The sequence below is a fragment of the Streptomyces sp. NPDC003248 genome, assembly GCF_055563235.1.
Genome location: NZ_JBVHDT010000020.1, coordinates 53,886 through 73,419, shown reverse-complemented (window position 1 = coordinate 73,419; position 19,534 = coordinate 53,886). Strand labels below are relative to the sequence as shown.

Sequence of the window (19,534 nt, the reverse complement as noted above, 5' to 3'; positions counted from 1 at the left end):
CGGGCCCATCCGCGCCGGAGATCGTCTGTGACGCGGGCCATACCGCAGACGCCTAGCGAACACTAGGTATTGGGGGACATCATCGACACCCGCCGTCGTCGTGCGCCCGGGTGCGACGCCCCGGTCGAGAAGCCGAGAGACGCCCGTGAAACTCCCCGTCCAGCCGGTCGTCCCCGGCTTCCATCCGGACCCCAGCGTCTGCCGCGTGGGCGACGACTACTACCTGGCCTGCTCCAGCTTCGAGTACGCCCCGGGCGTACCGGTCCACCACTCGACCGATCTGCGGACGTGGCGCCGGATCGGCCATGTGCTGGACCGGCCCGCGCAGTTGCCGCTGGAGGGGGTGGACTCCTCGGCCGGCGTCCTGGCGCCGACCCTGCGCCACCACGCGGGCCGCTTCTGGATGGTGACCACCCTGCTGTCCGGTGGCCCACGGAGCTTCCTGGTGACCGCCGACGACCCGGCCGGCCCCTGGTCGGACCCGGTGTGGATCCCCGAGGCCCGGGGCATCGACCCCGACCTCGCCTGGGACGACGACGGGACCTGCCTGCTCACCTGGACCGGCTTCGGCGAAGGGATCGTGCAGGCCGCACTCGATCCGCGGACCGGTGAACTGCTCGGCGAGCCCCGCCGGCTGTGGCAGGGGACGGGCGGGAAGTTCCCCGAGGGCCCCCACCTCTACCGGGTCGGCGCGTACTGGTACCTGCTGCTCGCCGAGGGAGGCACCGAACGCGGACACGCCGTCACCATCGCCCGCGCGCCCTCACCGGCCGGGCCCTTCGAGGCGTGTCCGCACAACCCCCTCCTCACCGCGCGGGGGACCGGCGCTCCCGTCCAGAGCACCGGTCACGCCGATCTCGTCGAACGGCCCGACGGCACCTGGGCGATGGTCTACCTCGGCACGCGGCCGCGGGGCAGCAGCCCCGAATGGCACGTCCTGGGACGCGAGACCTTCGCGGCGGAGGTGAGCTGGAGCGACGGCTGGCCCGCAGTGGCGGGGCCGATCGAGCCCGACGCGCCCGCGGAGGCCGTCGAGGACCTGCCGGACGGGACGCTGCCGTCGGCGTGGGTGGCGCCCGGAGTCTTCCCGGACGCGCTGCTCGGCTGGAGCGACCGGGGCTGGCGGCTCACCGCGGCGGACGGACCCGCCTTCGTGGGCCGCCGCCAGGAGCACCTGCACATGCGGGCGCGGGCCGTGGCCGCCCCGCCCGGGGAACGGCCGGAGGAGGCCACGGGGGCCGGGGGACTGGAACTGCGCATCGACCCACGGCACGCCGTCCGCATCGAGGTACGGGGCTCGCGCGTGCGCGCGCTCGCCCTGATCGGCGGGGCGAGCGTCCTCCTGGGCGAGACCGCCGCCACGCCGGAGACGGTGCTGGAACTGCGCGCCGAGCCGCACAGCGCCCCCACCCCCTTCGGGGTCGCCATGGGACCCGACGAAATCGTGGCCGGAGTGTCCGGACCCGACGGTTTCCACGAACTCGGCCGCCTCGACGGCCGGTACCTGTCGACCGAGGTCGCCGCGGGCATGACGGGCCGGATGATCGGACTGGTGTGCTCGGAGGGCGACATGCTGTTCCGGTCGTTCACCTACAGCGGCGCGGACGACCCGAAGACGCTGTTCGAGGACTGACGCCCGGCGGCGCACGCCGGACCGAACGGGGCTGCGTGCTCGTGAGACGGCTTCGCCGCCCGCGGACCAGCAGCTCGTGAGACGGCCTTGCCGCCCGCGGGCCCGTTCGTGGGACGGCGTCGCCGCCCACGGCAACCGCGCCCCGCGCGGGTCCGGACGACGGCTGCTGCATGACCGGCACCGGTCCGGCCCCGACGGCTGACGGAACGGAGCCGCGCCCTTGCCCGGCCCGCCCCGGCCCGTGGAGTATTCCGTGGCCGGCCGAGGCCGGTGCCTGACAGGCTCTCACCATGACGTCCGAGTTCCGTGCGCTGTCCGGCACCTTCCGCCTGGGCGAGCCGATCGACGCCCGCCCCCTCTTCGGTCCCGAAACGGCGGCGCTCCTCGAGACCCTGCGCGGCCTGCGCCCCGAGGACTGGGGGAGGACCGCGGTCCCGGGCTGGACCGTCCATGACCTCGCCGCCCACCTCCTCGGCGACTACGAGGGCAGCCTCGGCCGCACCCCCGGCGGACATCGGCACGCACGCGGGCCGGGGGAGACGCTCGCGGCGTTCGTCCACCGCACCAACCAGGCGTGGGTCGACCTGTACGCCCAGGACAGTCCCGCCTCGCTCGTCGCCGCGCTGGAGGTGTCCGGGGCCCGCGTCGCCCGTCGGTTCGCCGCCGCCGACCTCCTCGCACCCGCCCTGGGTGTGTCGTGGGCGGGAGCCGATCCGGCGCCGGGATGGCTGGACACCGCCCGGGAGTTCACCGAGTACTGGACGCACCGCCAGCAGATCCGCCATGCCGTCGGTCGCGACACCGACCCGGAACCCCACGCGCTGTCGACGGTCGTGGACACCTTCATGCGGGCCCTGCCCCACACCCTGCGGCATACGACGGCGCCCGTGGGGACCCGGCTCCGCGTGAGCGTCGACGGGCCGGCCGGAGGCAGGTGGACCGTCACCGCCACCCCGGAAGGCTGGTCCCTGGCCGAGCCTGCGGCCGGTCCGCCGGCCGCGTCCGTGCTGCTGGACACGGAGACCGCCTGGCGGCTGTGCACACGCGGCATCGATCCCGCCACCGCCCTGGCACGAGGCCGCGTCGAGGGAGAGCGCCGGCTCGCCGAAGCCGCTTGCCGGATCGTGTCGATCGTCCGCTGAGCACCCTGGGGCCCGCGGACGGGAGGCCCGCTGACGCGCACGCCCTCCTCCACGGCGACGGCGCGTGGAGGAGGGCGGGGGCGAGGGCCGGGTCCGTCCTCGACGGGTGGGCGGCCCCGGCCCGGCGCGGTCAGGTGGCCGGGGCCGGGGCCGTCCGGTTCAGGCGGGCTGGGTCGTCTCCGCCTCGGCCCGGCCGTCCTCGTCCTCGGCCGTCTCCTTCAGGGGCGGGATGAACAGGGAGAGCAGCAGGGCCGCCACGGTGACCAGGGCGCCGAGCCAGAACACCCAGGAGTACCCGGTGTCGTGGTAGAAGGCCGTGCCGTCGACGACAGTGCTGTCGGCGGCGAGTGCGGCGTACGCGCCGGCGGTGACGATGGCGCCGAACAGGCTGATGAGCATGTTGAGCATGCCGCTGCCCAGACCCTGCTCGTCCCGCGAGACCACGCCGACCACGAGCGCGGGCGCACCCGCGACGACCACGCCGGCGCCGAGGTTGGCGACGCAGGAGGTGAGGATGAGTTCGAGTTCGTCGCCGTGGAAGAAGCCGACGAGCGTGTAGCCGACCGCCATCACCACCAGGCCGGCGCACCACACCCTGCGGGTGTCGAAGAAGCGCAGGTAGCGGCTGACGAGCAGGCCGGTGCCGAACATCACCAGGTTCCAGCTCACGCTGACGACGGCGTTGTGCTGGGCCGTCCAGCCCAGGCCGGCGGAGACACCGGGGATGTGCGGGTAGAGGGCGAGCAGGATGGCGAGGCCGGGCATCGTGAAGGCGACCGTCTGGGCGAGGCCGCCCGCGGTGAGCGCCAGGGCAACCGGGCGCCGGCGCAGGACCCGCAGGTCCAGGATGGGGTGGGCGCTGGACCGCTCGACGAACAGGAAGACGACCAGGGCCACGACGCCCGCGCCGAGCCAGCCAAGGGTCCGCGCGTCCGACCAGCCCCAGCTCTGCCCCTGACCGGTGGCGTAGACCACCGCGGTCAGACCGCCGCCGAGGACGACCCCGCCCAGCCAGTCGAAGCCCGAGTCGAAGGCGTGCCGCGGCGTCTCCGGGACCAGCAGCGCGACCAGCGCGAAGGCGACCGCGGTGGCGGCGGCGAGGAACCACAGTGCGCCGCGGTACCCCCAGGTGTCGACCAGCCAGCCCGCCAGGAACGGCGAGACCAGGGCCACCAGGCCGACGCTGCTCCCCATGATGCCGCTGGCCGACTTGACCAGCCGGGGCGGGAAGACGTCCCGCACCGCGGCGAACGACAGGGCGCCGAAGGGGCCGTAGAACCCGGCGATCGCCCGGCCCGCCAGCACCAGCCAGAAGCTCCCGGCCAGGGCGGCGAGGGCCTCGCCGAGAGCGCCCAGCGCCGTCATGGCGAGCATGACGCGCCGCTTGCCGTACAGGTCGCCCAGCTTGATCACGAACGGCGTGAGCAGCGTGGACACCAGGGTCAGCGTCAGTCCGAACCACGCCACCTGGGTGGTGTGGAAGGTCTGGGCGACCCCCGCCATGGCGTTGGCGCCGAGGATCCCGCCCGCGGCCAGCAACTGGGTCGGCCAGGCGAGTGCGATCAGCAGCAGGACGAGGCGGGGGGTCCACCGCCCGTCCGCCCGGGCGCCGGGCGCGAGGTCGAGTTGCGGGCTTGATGACGTCGGCGTCATGCCAGCCCTCCTTTCACGGAGGTGCCGAAGGGAGTGGGAGGCGCGGTGGGGGGTGACGCGGAACAGTGGCCTGCTGTTTACACGGCTCTTACGGGGAGGTGACAGCGTGGCAATACGTCGTCGCGTGACGTCGATGATGACCCGAACACCTAGTGCTCGCTAGGTATCCAGCTTATGACCCACGTCACATAGCGAAGTGACGGGTGGTCGGGCGCCGATCGCCGAAGCGCCCGCCGCCGGTACCGTTCTCCCATGGCGACACCCAGGGGGCCGCGCGGCGGCTATACGACGGGCCGGGCGCGGCGCACGCAGATCCTGGAGGCGGCGTTGCTGCGCTTCGGGCAGGACGGCTACCGCAAGACCTCCCTCGCGCGCGTGGCCCGGGACGCCGAGATCACCGACGCCGGGCTGCTGCACCACTTCCGCGACAAGCAGCAGCTCCTGCTCGCGGTCGTCGAGTACTGGCACGAGCGGGCGGACGTGCGGTGGGAGCGGGTCTCGGACTCCGTCCGCGACGCCTTCCGCTGCCACCTGGAGGACACCGCCGAGACGCTCGCCATGCCCGGCATGGTCGAACTGGCCGTCGTGATCGGCGCCGAGTCCACCGCGCCCGACCATCCGGCCCACGAGCACTTCGCGGGCTGGCAAGAGAAGGGGGTCAGGGAACTCGCCGACCGGCTGCGGGCCGGCAGCCGCAGCGGTGAACTGCGGGCCGACCTGGACCACGAAGGCATCGCCCGCGAGTGCGCGGCCCTGGACGCGGGCCTCCAGCAGCAGTGGCTGGCCGGCGGGCGTTCCTTCGACCTCATCGCCATCATGCGGGACCACCTCGACCGCCTCATGCGCTCCATCTCCTCCGACGGGCAGGGGCTGTAGGGCGGGCTTCGAGCGCCGTGATCCGCCGCGGGAACGGGCGCGGCGATGCGCTTGACATGCTCATGACCGGCGGCCGTCGGAGTGGCGCACCTCACACCCGTGAACGCCTAGTTTTCACTAGGTATTGGCCGCATGATCGAGGCTGCTCATCCAGGCGCCGAGAAAGGCCGTCATGCACCACCACTGGACCGCCCGGGTCGTCAGCCCCCGCCCGACCGGCAGCCCCTCCGCCACGGCGGCCCGCCCGGCCGCCCTGCTGCGCGGGGAGTTCACCGCCCGCGCGGCCGTACGGTCGGCACGGCTCCTGGTCACGGCTCTCGGCGTGTACGAGATGCAGATCAACGGAACCGTCGTCGGCGACCACGTCCTCGCCCCCGGCTGGACGAGCTACCGCCACCGCCACCGCTACCAGTCCTTCGACGTCACCGCCCTGCTCCGCGACGGCCGCAACGCCTGGGGCGCCCACCTGGCCGACGGCTGGTACCGGGGCCTGCTCGGCTTCAACGGCGGCACCCGGGACATCTACGGCGACCGCACCGGCCTCCTGGCCGAACTGCGCATCGAGTACGCCGACGGCACCTGCGAGACCGTCACCACCGGGGAGGACTGGAGCTGGGCCCCCGGCCCCGTCCTCGCCGCCGGACTGTACGAGGGCGAGGAGCACGACGCCCGCCACGAGCGGACGGGATTCGCCGAACCCGGCTTCGACGACCCGGCCTGGGAGCCCGTCGAGATCCTCGACTTCGACACCTCCGTGCTCTTCCCGGCCGACAGCCCGCCGGTGCGCCGCACCGAGTACGTCACCCCCGTCGCCGTCACCACCTCGCCGACCGGCCGCACGATCCTCGACTTCGGCCAGAACCTCGTCGGCCGGCTCCGCATCCGCGTCCGCGGCGAGGCCGGCCGCACGATCACCCTCCGGCACGCCGAGGTGCTCCAGGACGGCGACCTGTGCGTCCGCCCGCTGCGGCACGCCACCGCCACCGACCGCTACACCCTGAGCGGCGCCCCCGACGGCGAGGAGTGGGAGCCCCGCTTCACCTTCCACGGCTTCCGCTACGCCGACGTCGAAGGCTGGCCCGGCGACCTCGACCCCGCCGACGTCACCGCCGTCGTCCTCCACAGCGACCTGCGCCGCACGGGCAGGTTCTCCTGCTCGGACGCCTCCCTGAACCGGCTGCACGAGAACGTCGTATGGGGGATGCGCGGCAACTTCGTCGACGTCCCCACCGACTGCCCGCAGCGCGACGAGCGGCTCGGCTGGACCGGCGACGTCCAGGTCTTCGCCCCCACCGCGTCCTTCCTCTACGACGTCCGCGACTTCCTGCGCTCCTGGCTGCGCGACCTGGCCGCCGACCAGGGCGTCGACGAACGGCGCGTCCCCCCGGTGTTCAGCCCCGACATCCCGGTGATCACGCCCGTGCCGATCCCGCCCGGCAACCCGCCGATGGCCGGCTGGTGCGACGCGGCCGTCGTCGTCCCCTGGGTGCTGTACGAGCGCTACGCCGACACCGAGGTGCTGCGCACCCAGTACCCCTCCATGCGGGCCTGGGTCGACGCCGTCGACCGCATCGCCGGCCCCGGCCGCGTCTGGGGCGAGGGCTTCCAGTTCGGCGACTGGCTGGACCCGACCGCACCCGCCGACGACCCCGGCCGGGCCATGACGTCGTCCGCCCTGGTCGCCACGGCGTACTTCGCCCACTCCGCGCGGCTGCTGGCCCGCACCGCCGAGGTGCTGGACGACAAGGACGGCTCCGCGCACTACCACGCCCTGGCCGACGCGGTCCGCGACGCCTTCCGCGACCGCTTCCACACCGGCGGCGGACGCCTGACGGAGGAGACGCAGACCGCCTACGCCCTCGCGCTCTGCTTCCGTCTCCTGGAGGACGACGCCGAGCGCGCCGAGGCCGGACGCCGCCTCGCCGCCCTGGTGGCCGGCCGCGACCACCGCGTCGGCACCGGCTTCCTCGGCACGCCCCTGGTGTGCGACGCGCTGACCGACACCGGACACGTCGACACCGCCTACCGGCTGCTGACGCAGCGGGAGTGCCCGTCGTGGCTGTACCAGGTCGACATGGGCGCCACCACCGTCTGGGAACGCTGGGACAGCATGCTCCCCGACGGCGACGTCAACCCCGGCGAGATGACCTCCTTCAACCACTACGCGCTCGGCGCGGTCGCCGACTGGATGCACCGCACCGTCGCCGGCCTGGCCCCCGCCGGGCCGGGCTACCGCCGCCTCCTGGTGCGGCCCCGCCCCGGCGGCGGCCTCACCTGGGCCCGCGCCGAGCACGACACGCCGTACGGGCGGGCCGAGACCAGCTGGCGCGTCGAGGGAGGGCGGCTGCTGGTGGACGTACTCGTCCCGCCGGCCGTCACCGCCCTGGTCGACCTCCCCGGCGCGGAACCCGTCGAGGCCGGTCCCGGCCGGCACACCTTCCACTGCCCGCTGCCGGCCGAGCCGCGGCGAGCGCCCCGCCCCACCCCCTCGACGCACGCCTCCCCGGAGCAGCGGTGACCCTCCCGTACCAGGATCCCCGGCACGGCGTCGCGCGGCGCGTGGCCGACCTGCTGCCCCGGATGACCGTCGAGGAGAAGGCCGGACTCCTCTTCCACCACGTCATCGGCATCGGCGAGCGCGACGCGCCCGCCGGACTGACCGCCGAGCAGATGATGTCCGACCATCTGATGTCGCACTTCAACCTGCTCGGCGCGGGCAGCCCGCGCGCGATGGTCCAGCTCCACAACGACCTCCAGGGGGCCGCCGCCGACACCCGGCTCGGCATCCCGGTCACCCTGTCCACCGACCCCCGGCACGCCTTCACGGACAACCCCGGCACGGCCATGCTCGCCGGTCCGTTCTCCCAGTGGCCGGAGTCCCTCGGCCTCGCCGCCGTCGGCGACCCGGACCTGGTGCGCGCGTTCGCGGACACCGTCCGCCGCGAGTACGTCGCCGTCGGACTGCGCGTCGCCCTGCACCCGCAGATCGACCTCGCCACCGAACCGCGGTGGGCCCGGATCCCCGGCACCTTCGGCGAGGACGCCGACCTGACCTCGCGCCTGGTCGCCGCGTACATCGAGGGGCTGCGGGGCCCCGGCGACGGCCTCGGCCCCGACAGCGTCGCCGCGATGGTGAAGCACTTCCCCGGCGGGGGCCCGCAGAAGGACGGCGAGGACCCCCACTTCGCCTACGGCCGCGAACAGGTCTACCCCGGCGGCTTCTTCGACTACCACCTCAAGCCCTTCGAGGCCGCCCTCGCGGCCGGCGCCACCCAGGTCATGCCCTACTACGGCATGCCCGTCGGGACGGAGCACGAGGAGGTCGGCTTCGGCTTCAACCACGGGATCATCACCGGGCTGCTGCGCGAGAAGCTCGGCTTCGACGGCATCGTCTGCACCGACTGGGGCGTGATCACCGACCAGCTCGTCATGGGCGAACCGCATCCCGCCCGCGCCTGGGGCGTGGAGCACCTCTCCCCGGCCGACCGCCTGCTGAAGGCCCTGCACGCGGGCGCCGACCAGATCGGCGGCGAGTCCTGCACCGGCCTGCTCGTGGACCTCGTGCGCACCGGCCGCCTGGAGGAGTCGCGGCTCGACGCCTCCGTGGCGCGGATCCTCGCCGAGAAGTTCCGCCTCGGCCTGTTCGACGACCGGCGCCACGTCGACGCGGACACCGCCGAGGAGATCGTCGGCCGCGCCGACTTCCGCGCCGCCGGCGAGGTCGCCCAGCGCCGCTCGGTCACCCTGCTGAAGAACGGCCCGCTGCCCCTGCCGGGCCGGCCCCGGCTGTACCTGGAAGGCGTCGACGCGGCGACCGCCGCCGACTACGCCGACGTCGTCACCGACCCCGCGGCCGCCGACCTCGCGGTGCTGCGCCTGAGCACCCCGTACGAGCCGCGTCCCGGTCTGTTCGAGTCCTTCTTCCACGCCGGGCGCCTCGACTTCCCGGCCGACCGGCTCAAGGAGATCCTCGCCCTGCTGGACACCGTGCCCACCGTCGTCGCGGTGCACCTGGAGCGCCCGGCCGTCGTCCCGGAGATCGCCGACCGCTGCGCCGCCCTGCTCGGCGTCTACGGCACCGGCGACCGCGCCCTGCTCGACGTCCTGTTCGGGCGGACCGCGCCGGAGGGCCGGCTGCCGTTCACCCTGCCCCGCTCGATGGCCGAGGTCGAGGCCGGACGCCCGGACGCGCCCCGCGACGGCGCCGACCCGCTCTACCCCTTCGGACACGGCCTGGACTACCCGGCCGACGCCTGACCGGCCCTACGCCCACGCGCGCCGCACCCGGGCCCCGGGCTCATGGCCCGGCCCCAGGCCGCGCACAGGCGTCTCCCAGCGGGTCCCGCCATGATCGGCACATGTCTGCTGTCTGCGGGGCCCGCGAGGACGCGGTCCGTGTGCTCATCGTCGACGACGAGCCCGAACTCACCGAGTTGCTCTCCTGGGCGGTCACCGAAGCGGGCTGGCGGCCCTTCCGCGCGGAGGACGGACACAGCGCGCTCACCCTCGCGCGCGGCTGCGCCCCGCACGCCGTCGTCCTCGACTGGATGCTGCCCGACCTCGACGGCGTGCAGGTCCTGCGGCGCCTGCGGTACGAGAACGCCCGGCTGCCCGTCCTCATGCTCACCGCCCGCGACGCCCTGGAACACCGCATCGACGCGCTGTCCGCGGGCGCCGACGACTACGTGACCAAACCCTTCTCCCTGGAGGAGGTCATGCTGCGGCTGCGCGGACTGCTGCGCCGCTCCGGCGTGGAGGAGACGGCGGCGGACGAACCGGTGCGGGTCCTCGGCGACCTCGTACTCGCCGAGAAGACCCGCCAGGTGCAGCGCGGCGGGACACCCGTCTCGCTGACCGCCAAGGAGTTCGACCTGCTCCGCTTCCTGATGAGCCACCCGCGCCAGGTCCTCAGCAAGGCCCAGATCCTCGACCACGTCTGGAACAGCTCCTTCGACAAGGAGGGCAACCTCGTCGAGGTCTACGTCTACGGTCTGCGCGGGAAGATCGACAAGGGGCGGGCCCCGATGATCCACACCGTGCGCGGCGCCGGCTACGTCATCCGGGCGGCGGGGGACGGCGCGTGAGGCTGCGCCCGGCGCGTGGCCTGCCCGTCGCCGCCGGCCTGCGCGGACTGTCCCTGCGCACGCGCCTGGTCCTCTTCACCACCTCGACCCTGGTGGTCGTGTGCACCGCCATGGCGGTGGCCACGGCACTGGTCCAGCGCCACCAGCTCGTCGGGGACATGGACGCGCGCGTGCACGAGGCGGTGGCGCGCATGCAGGGCTGGGTCCAGCACGGCGGGGGAGACGCCTCCGACCTCGGCTTCCTCAACGAGCGCGGCCACCGCACCGGCACCGTCGCGGCCCGGGTCGCCGACGGCGAGGTCACCGCCGCCGAGGTGGTGACCCCGGACGGCCGCCGCACGGCCCTGACCGCCGCCCAGCGCGACGCCCTGGCCGGGCTGCCCGCCGACGGCTCGCCGCACACCCGCACGATCCCCGGCCTCGGCACCTACCGGCTGATCGCCGTCGACGACGACACGGCCTCCCTGGTGGCCGGACTCCCCATGGACGGCGTCCAGGACACGCTGAACTCCCTCGTCGTCACCGAGGCGGTGATCGCCTCCGCCGGACTGACCGGCGCGGCCTGCGTCTGCGCGGTGGGCATACGCCGCCAGCTGCGCCCGCTCGGCCGGGTCGCCGCCACCGCCGTCGAGGTCGCCAGCGCCCCGCTCAGCCGCGGCGAGATCACCCACCTCACCCGTGTCGCCGCCGCGGACACCGACAGCCGTACCGAGGCCGGACGCGTGGGCGCCGCGCTCAACCACCTCATCGACCGCGTCGAGTCCTCCCTGTCCGAGCGCCAGCGCAGCGAGGACCGCATGCGCCGCTTCCTCGCCGACGCCAGCCACGAACTGCGCACCCCCCTCGCCTCCATCGCCGGGTACGCCGAGCTGATGGACCGCGGCGCCGCGCAGGTCGAACCGCACGTGGTGTGGCGCCGGATCTCCGCCCAGTCGACGCGGATGACCGGCCTCGTCGAGGACCTGCTGCTGCTCGCCCGGCTCGACGAGGGACGGCCCCTGGAGAAGGCCGAGGTCAACCTCACGACCCTGGTCGCCGAGGCCGTGTGGGACGCACAGGCCGCCGGCGGCGACCACGTCTGGGAGCTGGCGCTGCGCCTCGACGAGCCGGCCACCGTGACCGGCGACGCGGCCAGGCTCCACCAGGTCGTGGCCAACCTGCTGGCCAACGCCCGAGCGCACACCCCGCCCGGCACGACCGTCACCGTCGCCGTCGAGGCGACGGACACGCACTGCGCGATCCGGGTGCGCGACGACGGCCCCGGCATCCCGCCCGCCCTCCTGCCGTCCGTGTTCGAACGCTTCACCCGCGCGGACGCCTCCCGCTCCCGTGCCACCGGCCAGGGAGGCGGGAGCGGACTGGGCCTGGCCATCGCCGCGGCGATCGCTCAGGCGCACGCAGGGCGCATCGACGTCGAGAGCGAGCCGGGGCGGACGGAGTTCGCCGTCACGCTGCCCCGCACCCCCGCGCCGCCCCGCGTCCCGCCGGCCTCCCCGGCACCCGCGACGCCGGTCTCGGCCCCTTGAGTCCGCGTACGGCCCGTTGAGCCTGGCACGGCCCGTTGGCGTACGGCCCGCACAGCGTTCGCCCCCTGCGTCCACCTTCGCCCCCCGGGCCGGCGCGCGGCCCGCAAATCCTCAGCACCTCCACATAATCCCAGGTCAGTGGGGTCGCGCAGGGTCGTCGTGCGCCCTTTTCCGGCCCCGCGCCGCACGTGGTTCAGCGGGGACTCAGTTCGGTGCAGCAGGGTGATCCGCCAGGGAGCCCACACCGGGTGGGCCCATGGACGAAGGGAGCCGGCGACGATGACCGAGCTCGACACCGGGGACGCCGCGGCACGAGAGACCGGGCCGGAGGCCGGGCGGCCCGCCCACGCGAGCCGCCGCAACTTCATGCGCAAGGTCTTCTTCGCCTCCGGCGCCACCGCGGTCGCGACGATGGGCGGCGCGGGAGCCTGGGCGGCGCTCGCCGACGACACCACCGACGCCACCGCGAGCGCGGTCCCGAGCGGCGCCCCCAGCGGCGGCCCGGGCGGCGGTGCGGGCGGCCCCGGCAACATGACGATCACCGAGGACTTCTTCGGCCTGACGACCGACGGCAAGCGGATCGACGACCTCTTCACCATCCACTCCACCGGCGTCGACACCGCCCCGGTCATCACCGCCGCGAACGCCTTCCTGGCCGGCCTCACCGACGACCAGAAGACCTCCACCCAGTTCACCGTCCACTCCACCGAGTGGCGGATGTGGAGCAACGTCGACTCCTACGAACGCCAGGGCGTCTCCCTCGCCGACCTGACCGACACCCAGAAGGCGCTGGGCACGGCTCTCCTCGAGGCCGCGCTGAGCGCCGACGGCCTGGAGACCACGGAGAAGATCCGCAAGATCAACCAGGCGGCCGGCGAGGCGATCGGCAACACGAACTCGTTCAACGAGGACGCCTACTACTGGACCGTGATGGGCACCCCGTCGGACAGCGAGCCCTGGGGCTTCCAGTTCGACGGCCACCACCTGGTCGTGAACTACTTCGTCCTCGGCGACCAGGTCGTCATGAGCCCCTGCTTCTGGGGCTCCGAGCCGACCTCGATGGAGATCGACGGCGAGACCGTCACCGTGTGCCACGAGGAGGTCGTCGCCGGCCTCGCCTTCATCAACTCCCTCACCACGGCGCAGCAGGCGGTCGCCATCGAGTCCTCGACCAAGTCGAACGAGTCGATGAAGGCGGGCGCCTTCTCCGACAACGCGGTGCAGGAGTACACGGGTCTGCGCTGCAACACCCTCGACGCCGCCCAGAAGACCAAGCTCCTGGGCATCGTCGAGGCCTTCGTCGGACGCGCCAAGGCCGACGCGGCCAAGGTGAGGATGGCGGAGGTCCGCAAGTACCTCGACGACACCTACGTCACCTGGGCCGGGGGCACCGGCGACGACGACGCCTTCTACGTCCGCGTCCACAGCCCCGTCGTCTGGGTGGAGGTCGACTGCCAGGCCCCGGGCCCGCTGGCCGGCGCCTACGGCGCGCAGCAGGGCGACGGAGCGACCCAGAAGCACGTCCACTCCATCATCCGCACCCCGAACGGCAACGACTACGGCAGGGAGCTGCTGCGGCAGCACTACCTGACCTCGCCGCACCACCGGTGACCGGCTGACGGCGGGCGGCGGGCGGCGGTGCGCCACGCCCGGCGACCTCTGACGACGGCTGCTCCCCGGACCGGGAACCCGGTCCGGGGAGCAGCCGTCGTACGCGTGGTGCGCACGGTCCCCGTGCGCGCGGGCGGGCCTAGCAGGCGTCCGCCGCGAGGGCGCCGGTGAAGGTGTGCAGGCCGGGACCTGCGGTGACCAGCCCGGAGCCGGGTACGTGGACCTCGGCCTCCGTGCCCGGCGGGATCTGCACGGTGAGCGTGAAGCGGTCGCCGTGGCGCTGCCACTCCGAGCGGACCGTGCCGTGCGGGCAGTCGTGGCGGGCCGCCGCCGAGGTGAGCCCGCCGCCCGGCCGCGGGGCGATGACGAACCGGCGGTATCCGGCGGCGTCCGCGCTGGGGGCGTCCGGCAGGCGGATGCCGGCGACGTACTGGTGCAGGAAGGAGATCACCGCCCCCTTGCTGTAGTGGTTGTACGACATCTTGGGGCGCCCCTGCTCGTCGGTGCCCTGCCAGTCCTCCCAGATGGTGGTCGCCCCGCGGTCGATCATGGCGAGCCAGGAGGGGGAGGAGTCCTGGAGGAGCAGCTCGTAGGCGAGGCCGAGATGGCCGTGGTCGGCGAGCACCGGCAGCAGCAGCCCGGTGCTGAGGAAACCGGTGGTCAGGTGGGTGCCGGCGGCGCGGACCAGCGCGGCGAGCCGGTCCGCCACGGGCGCGCGCAGCTCCTCGGGGAGCAGACCGAAGGCGAGGGCGCGGACGAGGCCGGCCTGGGTGTCGGGGGTGACCCGGCCGTCGGCGGTGACGTACTCGCGCTGCCAGGCGGTGCGGGCGCCCTCGGCGAGGCGCCGGTAGCGGGCCTCGTCCTCCCGGTGGCCGAGGAGGGCGGCGGTGCGGGCGAGCAGGCCGGCCGAGCGGTGCAGGTAGGCGGTGGCCACGTCGCCGCGGTCGCGTGAGGGGTCCAGGTCCGGGGCGACGCCGGGTTCGAGCCATTCACCGAAGTGGAAGCCGGTGTCCCACAGGAACTCCTCGTGCGGCGCCGGCCGCGGGCGCGAGGCGGCCCGGTCGGGGTGGCGGCGGGTCGCGGCCTGCCCGGCGGCGTAGTCGACCCAGGCGCGCATGGACGGGTACTGCTCGCGCAGCACGTCCAGGTCGCCGTAGGCGCGGTAGATCTCCCACGGGACGATGACGGCGGCGTCGCCCCAGCCGGCCGATCCGGTGGTACCCCCCTCGAAGGAGGCGCGGCGGGTGGCCTCGTCGGCGGGGTCGGGCACGTAGTTGGGCACCCGGCCGTCGGCCCACTGGTCGGCGGCCAGGTCGCGCAGCCACTTCGCGGTGAATCCGGCGACGTCGTACAGGAAGGCGGCGGTCGGCACGAACACCTGCCAGTCGCCGGTCCAGGCGGCGCGCTCGCGCTGCGGGCAGTCCGTGGGCACGTCGCAGACGTTGCCGCGCAGGCTCCACAGGGCCGCCTCGTGCAGCCGGTCGACGCGTTCGTCGCTGCTGGAGAACCAGCCGGTGCGGGTCAGGTCGCTGTGGACGACGACGCCGGTGACGTCGTCGGCGGTCAGCGGGCCGGGGTGGCCCTCGACGCGGACGTAGCGGAAGCCGTGGGTGGTGTGGCGGGGCTCGAACACCTCGTCCGGGCGGCCGGCGGAGACGACGGTGTCGACCTGTCCGGCCGGGAGGGGGCGGTGGGTGGCGAAGTCGAAGGCGCGGATGTTGTGGGTGGTGACGTCGCCGTCTTCGTCGAGGGCCTCGCCGTGCGTCAGGGTGAGGGCGGTGCCGGCCGGGCCGAGGCAGGTCAGCCGGACCCAGCCGTTGATGTTCTGGCCCAGGTCCACCACGTGGTGCCCGGGGCGCAGCTCGGTCACCGAGACCGGCCGGATCTCCTCGACCCGGCGCACCGGCGGCGCGGTGGGGCCCGTCAGGCGGGTGAAGTCTGCGTACAGCCCGCCGTCGGCGCCCCGCGCCTTGTCCCAGAGGCTGTCGTCGAAGTCCGGTGCGCTCCAGCGCGGCTCGTGCGCGCGCAGGTCGGTGCACTGGCCGTCCATCAGGTCGGCGGTGACGGCGCTCTCGGCGGTGCGCCAGTCGGGGCCGGTGCCGAGCGTCGTGGTGGTGCCGTCGGTGTGCGTCACCACGAGCTGGGCGAGCAGGGCGGTGCGCGTCCCGAAGCCGTCCGCCTCGCGGAGGAAGCCGTGCCGGCCGCGGAACCAGCCGTCGGACAGCACGGCCCCGAGCGCGTTGCCGCCGGCGGTGAGCAGGCCGGTCACGTCGTACGTCTGCACCTGGAGGCGGGAGCGGTAGGCGGTGAAGCCGGGGGTGAGCTCGTCGTCGCCGACGCGGTGGCCGTTGAGGAACAGCTCGTAGACGCCGTGGGCGGTGGCGTAGAGGCGGGCGGAGCGCACCGCGCCGGGGAGCGCGAAGCCGTGGCGGAAGAGGTGGGCCGGGCGCCGGCCGGCCGGGGCGGGCGCCGTCTCCACGGGCTCGATCCAGCGCGCCCGCCAGTCGTCCGGCTCCAGCAGACCGGTCTCCCACCACGACGGCTCCGACCAGTCGCTCTCGCCCAGGTCGGTCCACACCTTCACCTGCCAGTCGGTGCGGGTGGCGGAGGCCGGCGCCGGACCGCCGTAGCGGACGAAGGCGGTGTCCGGGGAGGCGACCCGCCCCGAGTCCCAGTCGCCCGCCCGGACGCGGTAGGCGAGCTGGCGGGTGGCGCCCTGTGGCAGCCGCCACGACAGGCGGGGCCTGCGCACGTGCGTACCGAGGGGGCGGCTGAGGTGTTCCACCCGCAGGCGAGTGGGACGGGGCGAGGGCACGGTCGTTCCTTCCGGTCCGGTGTGGGGGTCAGGCGGTGGCCGGGGCTGCTTCTGCGGAGACGGCCTCTCCGGTGGGGCGGCGCAGCCGGGGGATGGCGAGGGAGACCAGCAGGCCGAGGCCGACGACGGCGGCCATGGCGAGGTAGGCGTTGGTGTAGGCCTGGTCCTGGTAGAAGGCCGTGCCCTGCACCACGGTGGCGTCGGCCGCGAGCACCGTGTACAGCATCTGGCTGGTCAGGGTCAGGAAGACCTGGGTCAGCAGCGAGGACATGCCGTTCGCCGCCGCCTGCTCCTCGGGCGAGACCACCGAGACGATCATGGCCTGCTGGCCGGACATCAGGATGCCGCCGCCCAGCCCCATCACCACGCCGGTGAGCACGATCTGGGTGGCGTCACGGTGGTAGAGGGCGGCCAGCGCCATGCCGCCGGCGAGCAGGACGAGCCCGAGGTACCAGACCGTGCGGGGGCTGACCTTGCGGACCGCGTGGCCGACGCCGACGCCCGCGGCGAAGGTGATCAGTCCGGCGGGGATGCCGACGACGGCGTTGTGGGTCGTGGTCCAGCCCAGCCCGTCGGAGACGTGGGGGATCGCCGGGAACAGGGCGAGGAAGATCAGGACGGACTGCGAGGCGAAGAAGGCGGCCTGCGGCACGGAGGAGCCGATGAGGACGGTGGCCACCGGACGGCGCCGGAGCATGCGCAGGTCCAGGATCGGGGTGGTCACCTTCAGCTCCCAGACCGCGAAGGCGGCGAGCGCGACCGCCCCGGCGGCCAGTGCCAGGAGGAACCCGGTGGAGGACCATCCCCAGTCGCCGCCCTGCCCGAGGGCGAAGACCACGAGCGCCAGACCGCCGCCGAGCAGCACGGCGCCCGGCCAGTCGAGCTTGCCGGCGGCGGCCCGGCGCGGGGTCTCCGGCACGGCCAGCAGCAGGAGCATGGCGGCCACGGTCGAGCCGACCAGGAACCACAGGGCGCCGCGCCAGCCGAAGGCGTCCAGGAGCCAGCCGGACAGCAGGGGCGTGATCAGGCTGAGCACACCGACCGATCCGGCCACGGTGCCCAGGGCGACGGCCACCTTCCGCGGCGGGAACAGGTCGCGGACCGCGGCCAGCACCAGGACGGCGACCGGACCGTACATGCCGCCGATGACGCGGCCGGCGACCATCACCGGGTAGGTCGGGGCGACGACGGTGATCACGTCGCCCACCAGTCCGGCCGCCGCCAGCACGAGCATGACGCGCCGCTTGCCGTACGTCTCGCCGAGGCGCACGGCGAACGGGGTCGCGGCGATGGTGGCCAGCGTGAACGCCAGGCTGAACCAGGCGATCTGCGTGGTGTGGAAGTGCTGGGCGATCTGCGGCTGGGCGTTGGCGGCGACGATCCCCGCCACCACCAGGAGCTGACCGGGCCAGATCAGCGCGGCGAGCCGACGCAGTTCGGGTGCGCTCCACCGCGCGGTGTCGGCGCCGGACGGCGCGGTACCAGCCGGGACGGTACCGGTCGTGCCGGTCTCGGTCGTGCCGGTCTCGGTCGTGCCGGTCCCGGCCGAGGCGGTCCCGGCCGAGCCGGTCCCGGCGGCCGGGAGGACGGACGTCGGCGGCTGCGCCGGGTCGGGCGAAGTGTTCATGATCGCTCCGGGGGGAGGTCGGCGCTTCGTTACGCCGAGGTGTCCGGATGATGATGCGAAGCAAAAACCTAGCGCACTAGGTTTTTGGCCGGTGATCCATGTCACATGCACTTCGCGCAGGTGTGCCCCCTCGGTCCTTCCGGGCGACTCCCGGCTGGCTACGGTGAGGTCCATGAGCAGCAGAACCCGAGCCCCGCGCGGCAGCTACTCGGTCGGTATCGCCCGGCGTCAGAGGATCGTGGAGGCGGCCGCGGAGCGGTTCGCCCAGGAGGGCTACCACCGCACCGCGCTGTCCCGTATCGCCGAGGACGTCGGCATCACCGAAGGCGGCCTGCTGCATCACTTCCGCAGCAAGAAGCATCTGCTTCTGGCCGTGATGGAGCACCGCTTCACCACGGCGGCGGAATGGTGGGCCCGCCTGCCCGACGAGACGACCGGCCCCGACGTGCTGCGCGCCATGGTGGGGGCCACCGAACGCCATGTCGCCGAGCCCGGCCTCATCGAGCTGTTCGTGCTGACCTCCGCCGAGGCCGCCGATCCGACCAGCGCGGCCCACACCCTCTTCGCGGAGCGCTACCAGCGCGCCGTCGAGGAACTCGCCCACCACCTCCGGCTCGGCGTGGACCGCGGCACCCTGCTGGCGGACACCGACTGCACCGCCGTCGCCCGCGAATGCATCGCGGTCAGCGACGGGCTCCAGTTGCAGTGGGTCATCGCCAAGGGCGCCCTGGACCTGGCGGGGGCGGTACGCCTGCACGCCGACCGCATCGCCCGCACCATCACCCCCGGCGGCCACGGCCTGTGAAACGCGACGGCCCCCGTGCCCGTGCGGCACCGGGGCCGTCTGCGGTACGGGGCCTCTGCGGTACGGGGCCGTCTGCGGTACGGGGCCGTCTGCGGTACGGGGCCGTCGTGTGCATGCGCGCCGGGCGACCGTATACGAGTAGGGATCGGCTGCGGGGCCGGATATCGGACGCCTGAGGGGGATCGTGGGCCGTGCGCCCGGGCCGCGCGGGCTCAGGCGAGCGGCGCGTGCCGTTCCGCCGCCCGGCCGAGACGGTCCTCGATGCGTGCCAGAACGCCGATGATCGCGTCCTGTTCGTCCGCGTCCAGGTCGGCGACGACGCTGTCCTCGAGTTCCGCCCAGATCTGTTCGACCTCTTTGCGCAGCGCGAGGCTGGCGGCGGTGGGTTCGACGAGGGTGGCGCGCCGGTCGTTCTCGCAGGGGCGCCGGCGGACGAAGCCCGCGTTCTCCAGTCGCCTGACCGTACGGGTCATGGTGGCGGCGTCCGAGCAGAGCAGTCGCACGAGGTCGGTCTGACGCTGTGGACCGAGATCCCACAGCTGCATCATGACCAGTTCCTGCCCGGGGTGCAGACCCACGCGCCGCAGGAGCTGACCGGCGAGCATCCGGTGGAGGCGGGCCACCCGGAAGATCGCGTGGGTCATGGCCCCCGCCCGGACCGAGGGCGGCATCGCGGCACGGGCCACTTCCTCGGAGGGGGTGGCGGGAGGTGTGGCGCCTGGTTCCTTCGACACGTCGTTTCGGGGCCTTCTCGCGCAGATG

13 protein-coding genes are annotated in these 19,534 nt (G+C 73.9%); 9 read left to right on the top strand and 4 right to left on the bottom strand.

The genetic code is table 11. The features are described from left to right. The first annotated feature begins 145 nt into the window (after positions 1–145). Positions 146–1,633 (top strand): glycoside hydrolase family 43 protein, encoded by a 1,488-nt coding sequence (locus ACZ3KJ_RS32155; RefSeq protein ID WP_467532150.1) that lies wholly within the window; start codon positions 146–148, stop codon positions 1,631–1,633. A gap of 290 nt (positions 1,634–1,923) precedes the next feature. Beyond that, positions 1,924–2,775: a maleylpyruvate isomerase family mycothiol-dependent enzyme gene (locus ACZ3KJ_RS32150; RefSeq protein WP_467532148.1), complete on the top strand. Its 852-nt coding sequence runs from the start codon at positions 1,924–1,926 to the stop codon at positions 2,773–2,775. 159 nt (positions 2,776–2,934) lie between these two features. On the opposite strand, the gene ACZ3KJ_RS32145 is transcribed toward ACZ3KJ_RS32150, so the two are convergent. After that, on the bottom strand, positions 2,935–4,428 hold the full coding sequence (locus ACZ3KJ_RS32145; RefSeq protein WP_467532147.1) for an MFS transporter: 1,494 nt from the start codon (positions 4,426–4,428) through the stop codon (positions 2,935–2,937). Positions 4,429–4,680: 252 nt separating this feature from the next. Between ACZ3KJ_RS32145 and ACZ3KJ_RS32140 the strand changes: the two genes are divergently transcribed. From ACZ3KJ_RS32140 to ACZ3KJ_RS32115, 6 genes are all read left to right on the top strand, one after another. Then, entirely contained in the window at positions 4,681–5,304 is a 624-nt protein-coding gene (locus tag ACZ3KJ_RS32140; protein WP_467532145.1) for a TetR/AcrR family transcriptional regulator, read from the top strand. A 172-nt stretch (positions 5,305–5,476) separates the two neighbouring features. Continuing rightward, positions 5,477–7,822, top strand: a complete 2,346-nt coding sequence (locus tag ACZ3KJ_RS32135) for a family 78 glycoside hydrolase catalytic domain (protein WP_467532143.1) — start codon at positions 5,477–5,479, stop codon at positions 7,820–7,822. Beyond that, on the top strand, positions 7,819–9,561 hold the full coding sequence (locus ACZ3KJ_RS32130) for a glycoside hydrolase family 3 protein (RefSeq protein ID WP_467532142.1): 1,743 nt from the start codon (positions 7,819–7,821) through the stop codon (positions 9,559–9,561). The genes ACZ3KJ_RS32135 and ACZ3KJ_RS32130 overlap by 4 nt, the downstream gene beginning before the upstream one ends. 101 nt (positions 9,562–9,662) lie before the next feature. Continuing rightward, the gene (locus tag ACZ3KJ_RS32125; protein WP_401686058.1) at positions 9,663–10,388 is read left to right on the top strand and encodes a response regulator transcription factor; all 726 of its coding nucleotides are present in this window, start codon (positions 9,663–9,665) and stop codon (positions 10,386–10,388) included. A 2-nt stretch (positions 10,389–10,390) separates the two neighbouring features. Beyond that, positions 10,391–11,914: a sensor histidine kinase gene (locus tag ACZ3KJ_RS32120; protein ID WP_467532249.1), complete on the top strand. Its 1,524-nt coding sequence runs from the start codon at positions 10,391–10,393 to the stop codon at positions 11,912–11,914. 279 nt (positions 11,915–12,193) lie between these two features. Then, complete coding sequence (locus ACZ3KJ_RS32115) at positions 12,194–13,525, top strand: DUF3500 domain-containing protein (protein ID WP_467532140.1); 1,332 nt, start codon at positions 12,194–12,196, stop codon at positions 13,523–13,525. A 139-nt stretch (positions 13,526–13,664) separates the two neighbouring features. On the opposite strand, the gene ACZ3KJ_RS32110 is transcribed toward ACZ3KJ_RS32115, so the two are convergent. Together ACZ3KJ_RS32110 and ACZ3KJ_RS32105 are read right to left on the bottom strand one after the other, a co-directional pair. Continuing rightward, on the bottom strand, positions 13,665–16,340 hold the full coding sequence (locus tag ACZ3KJ_RS32110; protein WP_467532138.1) for a family 78 glycoside hydrolase catalytic domain: 2,676 nt from the start codon (positions 16,338–16,340) through the stop codon (positions 13,665–13,667). 28 nt (positions 16,341–16,368) lie between these two features. Continuing rightward, positions 16,369–17,967: an MFS transporter gene (locus ACZ3KJ_RS32105; protein WP_467532136.1), complete on the bottom strand. Its 1,599-nt coding sequence runs from the start codon at positions 17,965–17,967 to the stop codon at positions 16,369–16,371. 172 nt (positions 17,968–18,139) lie between these two features. Between ACZ3KJ_RS32105 and ACZ3KJ_RS32100 the strand changes: the two genes are divergently transcribed. Further along, positions 18,140–18,772: a TetR/AcrR family transcriptional regulator gene (locus tag ACZ3KJ_RS32100; protein WP_467532135.1), complete on the top strand. Its 633-nt coding sequence runs from the start codon at positions 18,140–18,142 to the stop codon at positions 18,770–18,772. Positions 18,773–18,984: 212 nt separating this feature from the next. Here ACZ3KJ_RS32100 and ACZ3KJ_RS32095 read toward each other — a convergent pair whose 3' ends face one another. Next, entirely contained in the window at positions 18,985–19,443 is a 459-nt protein-coding gene (locus ACZ3KJ_RS32095; protein ID WP_467532247.1) for a MarR family winged helix-turn-helix transcriptional regulator, read from the bottom strand. Positions 19,444–19,534: the final 91 nt, after the last annotated feature.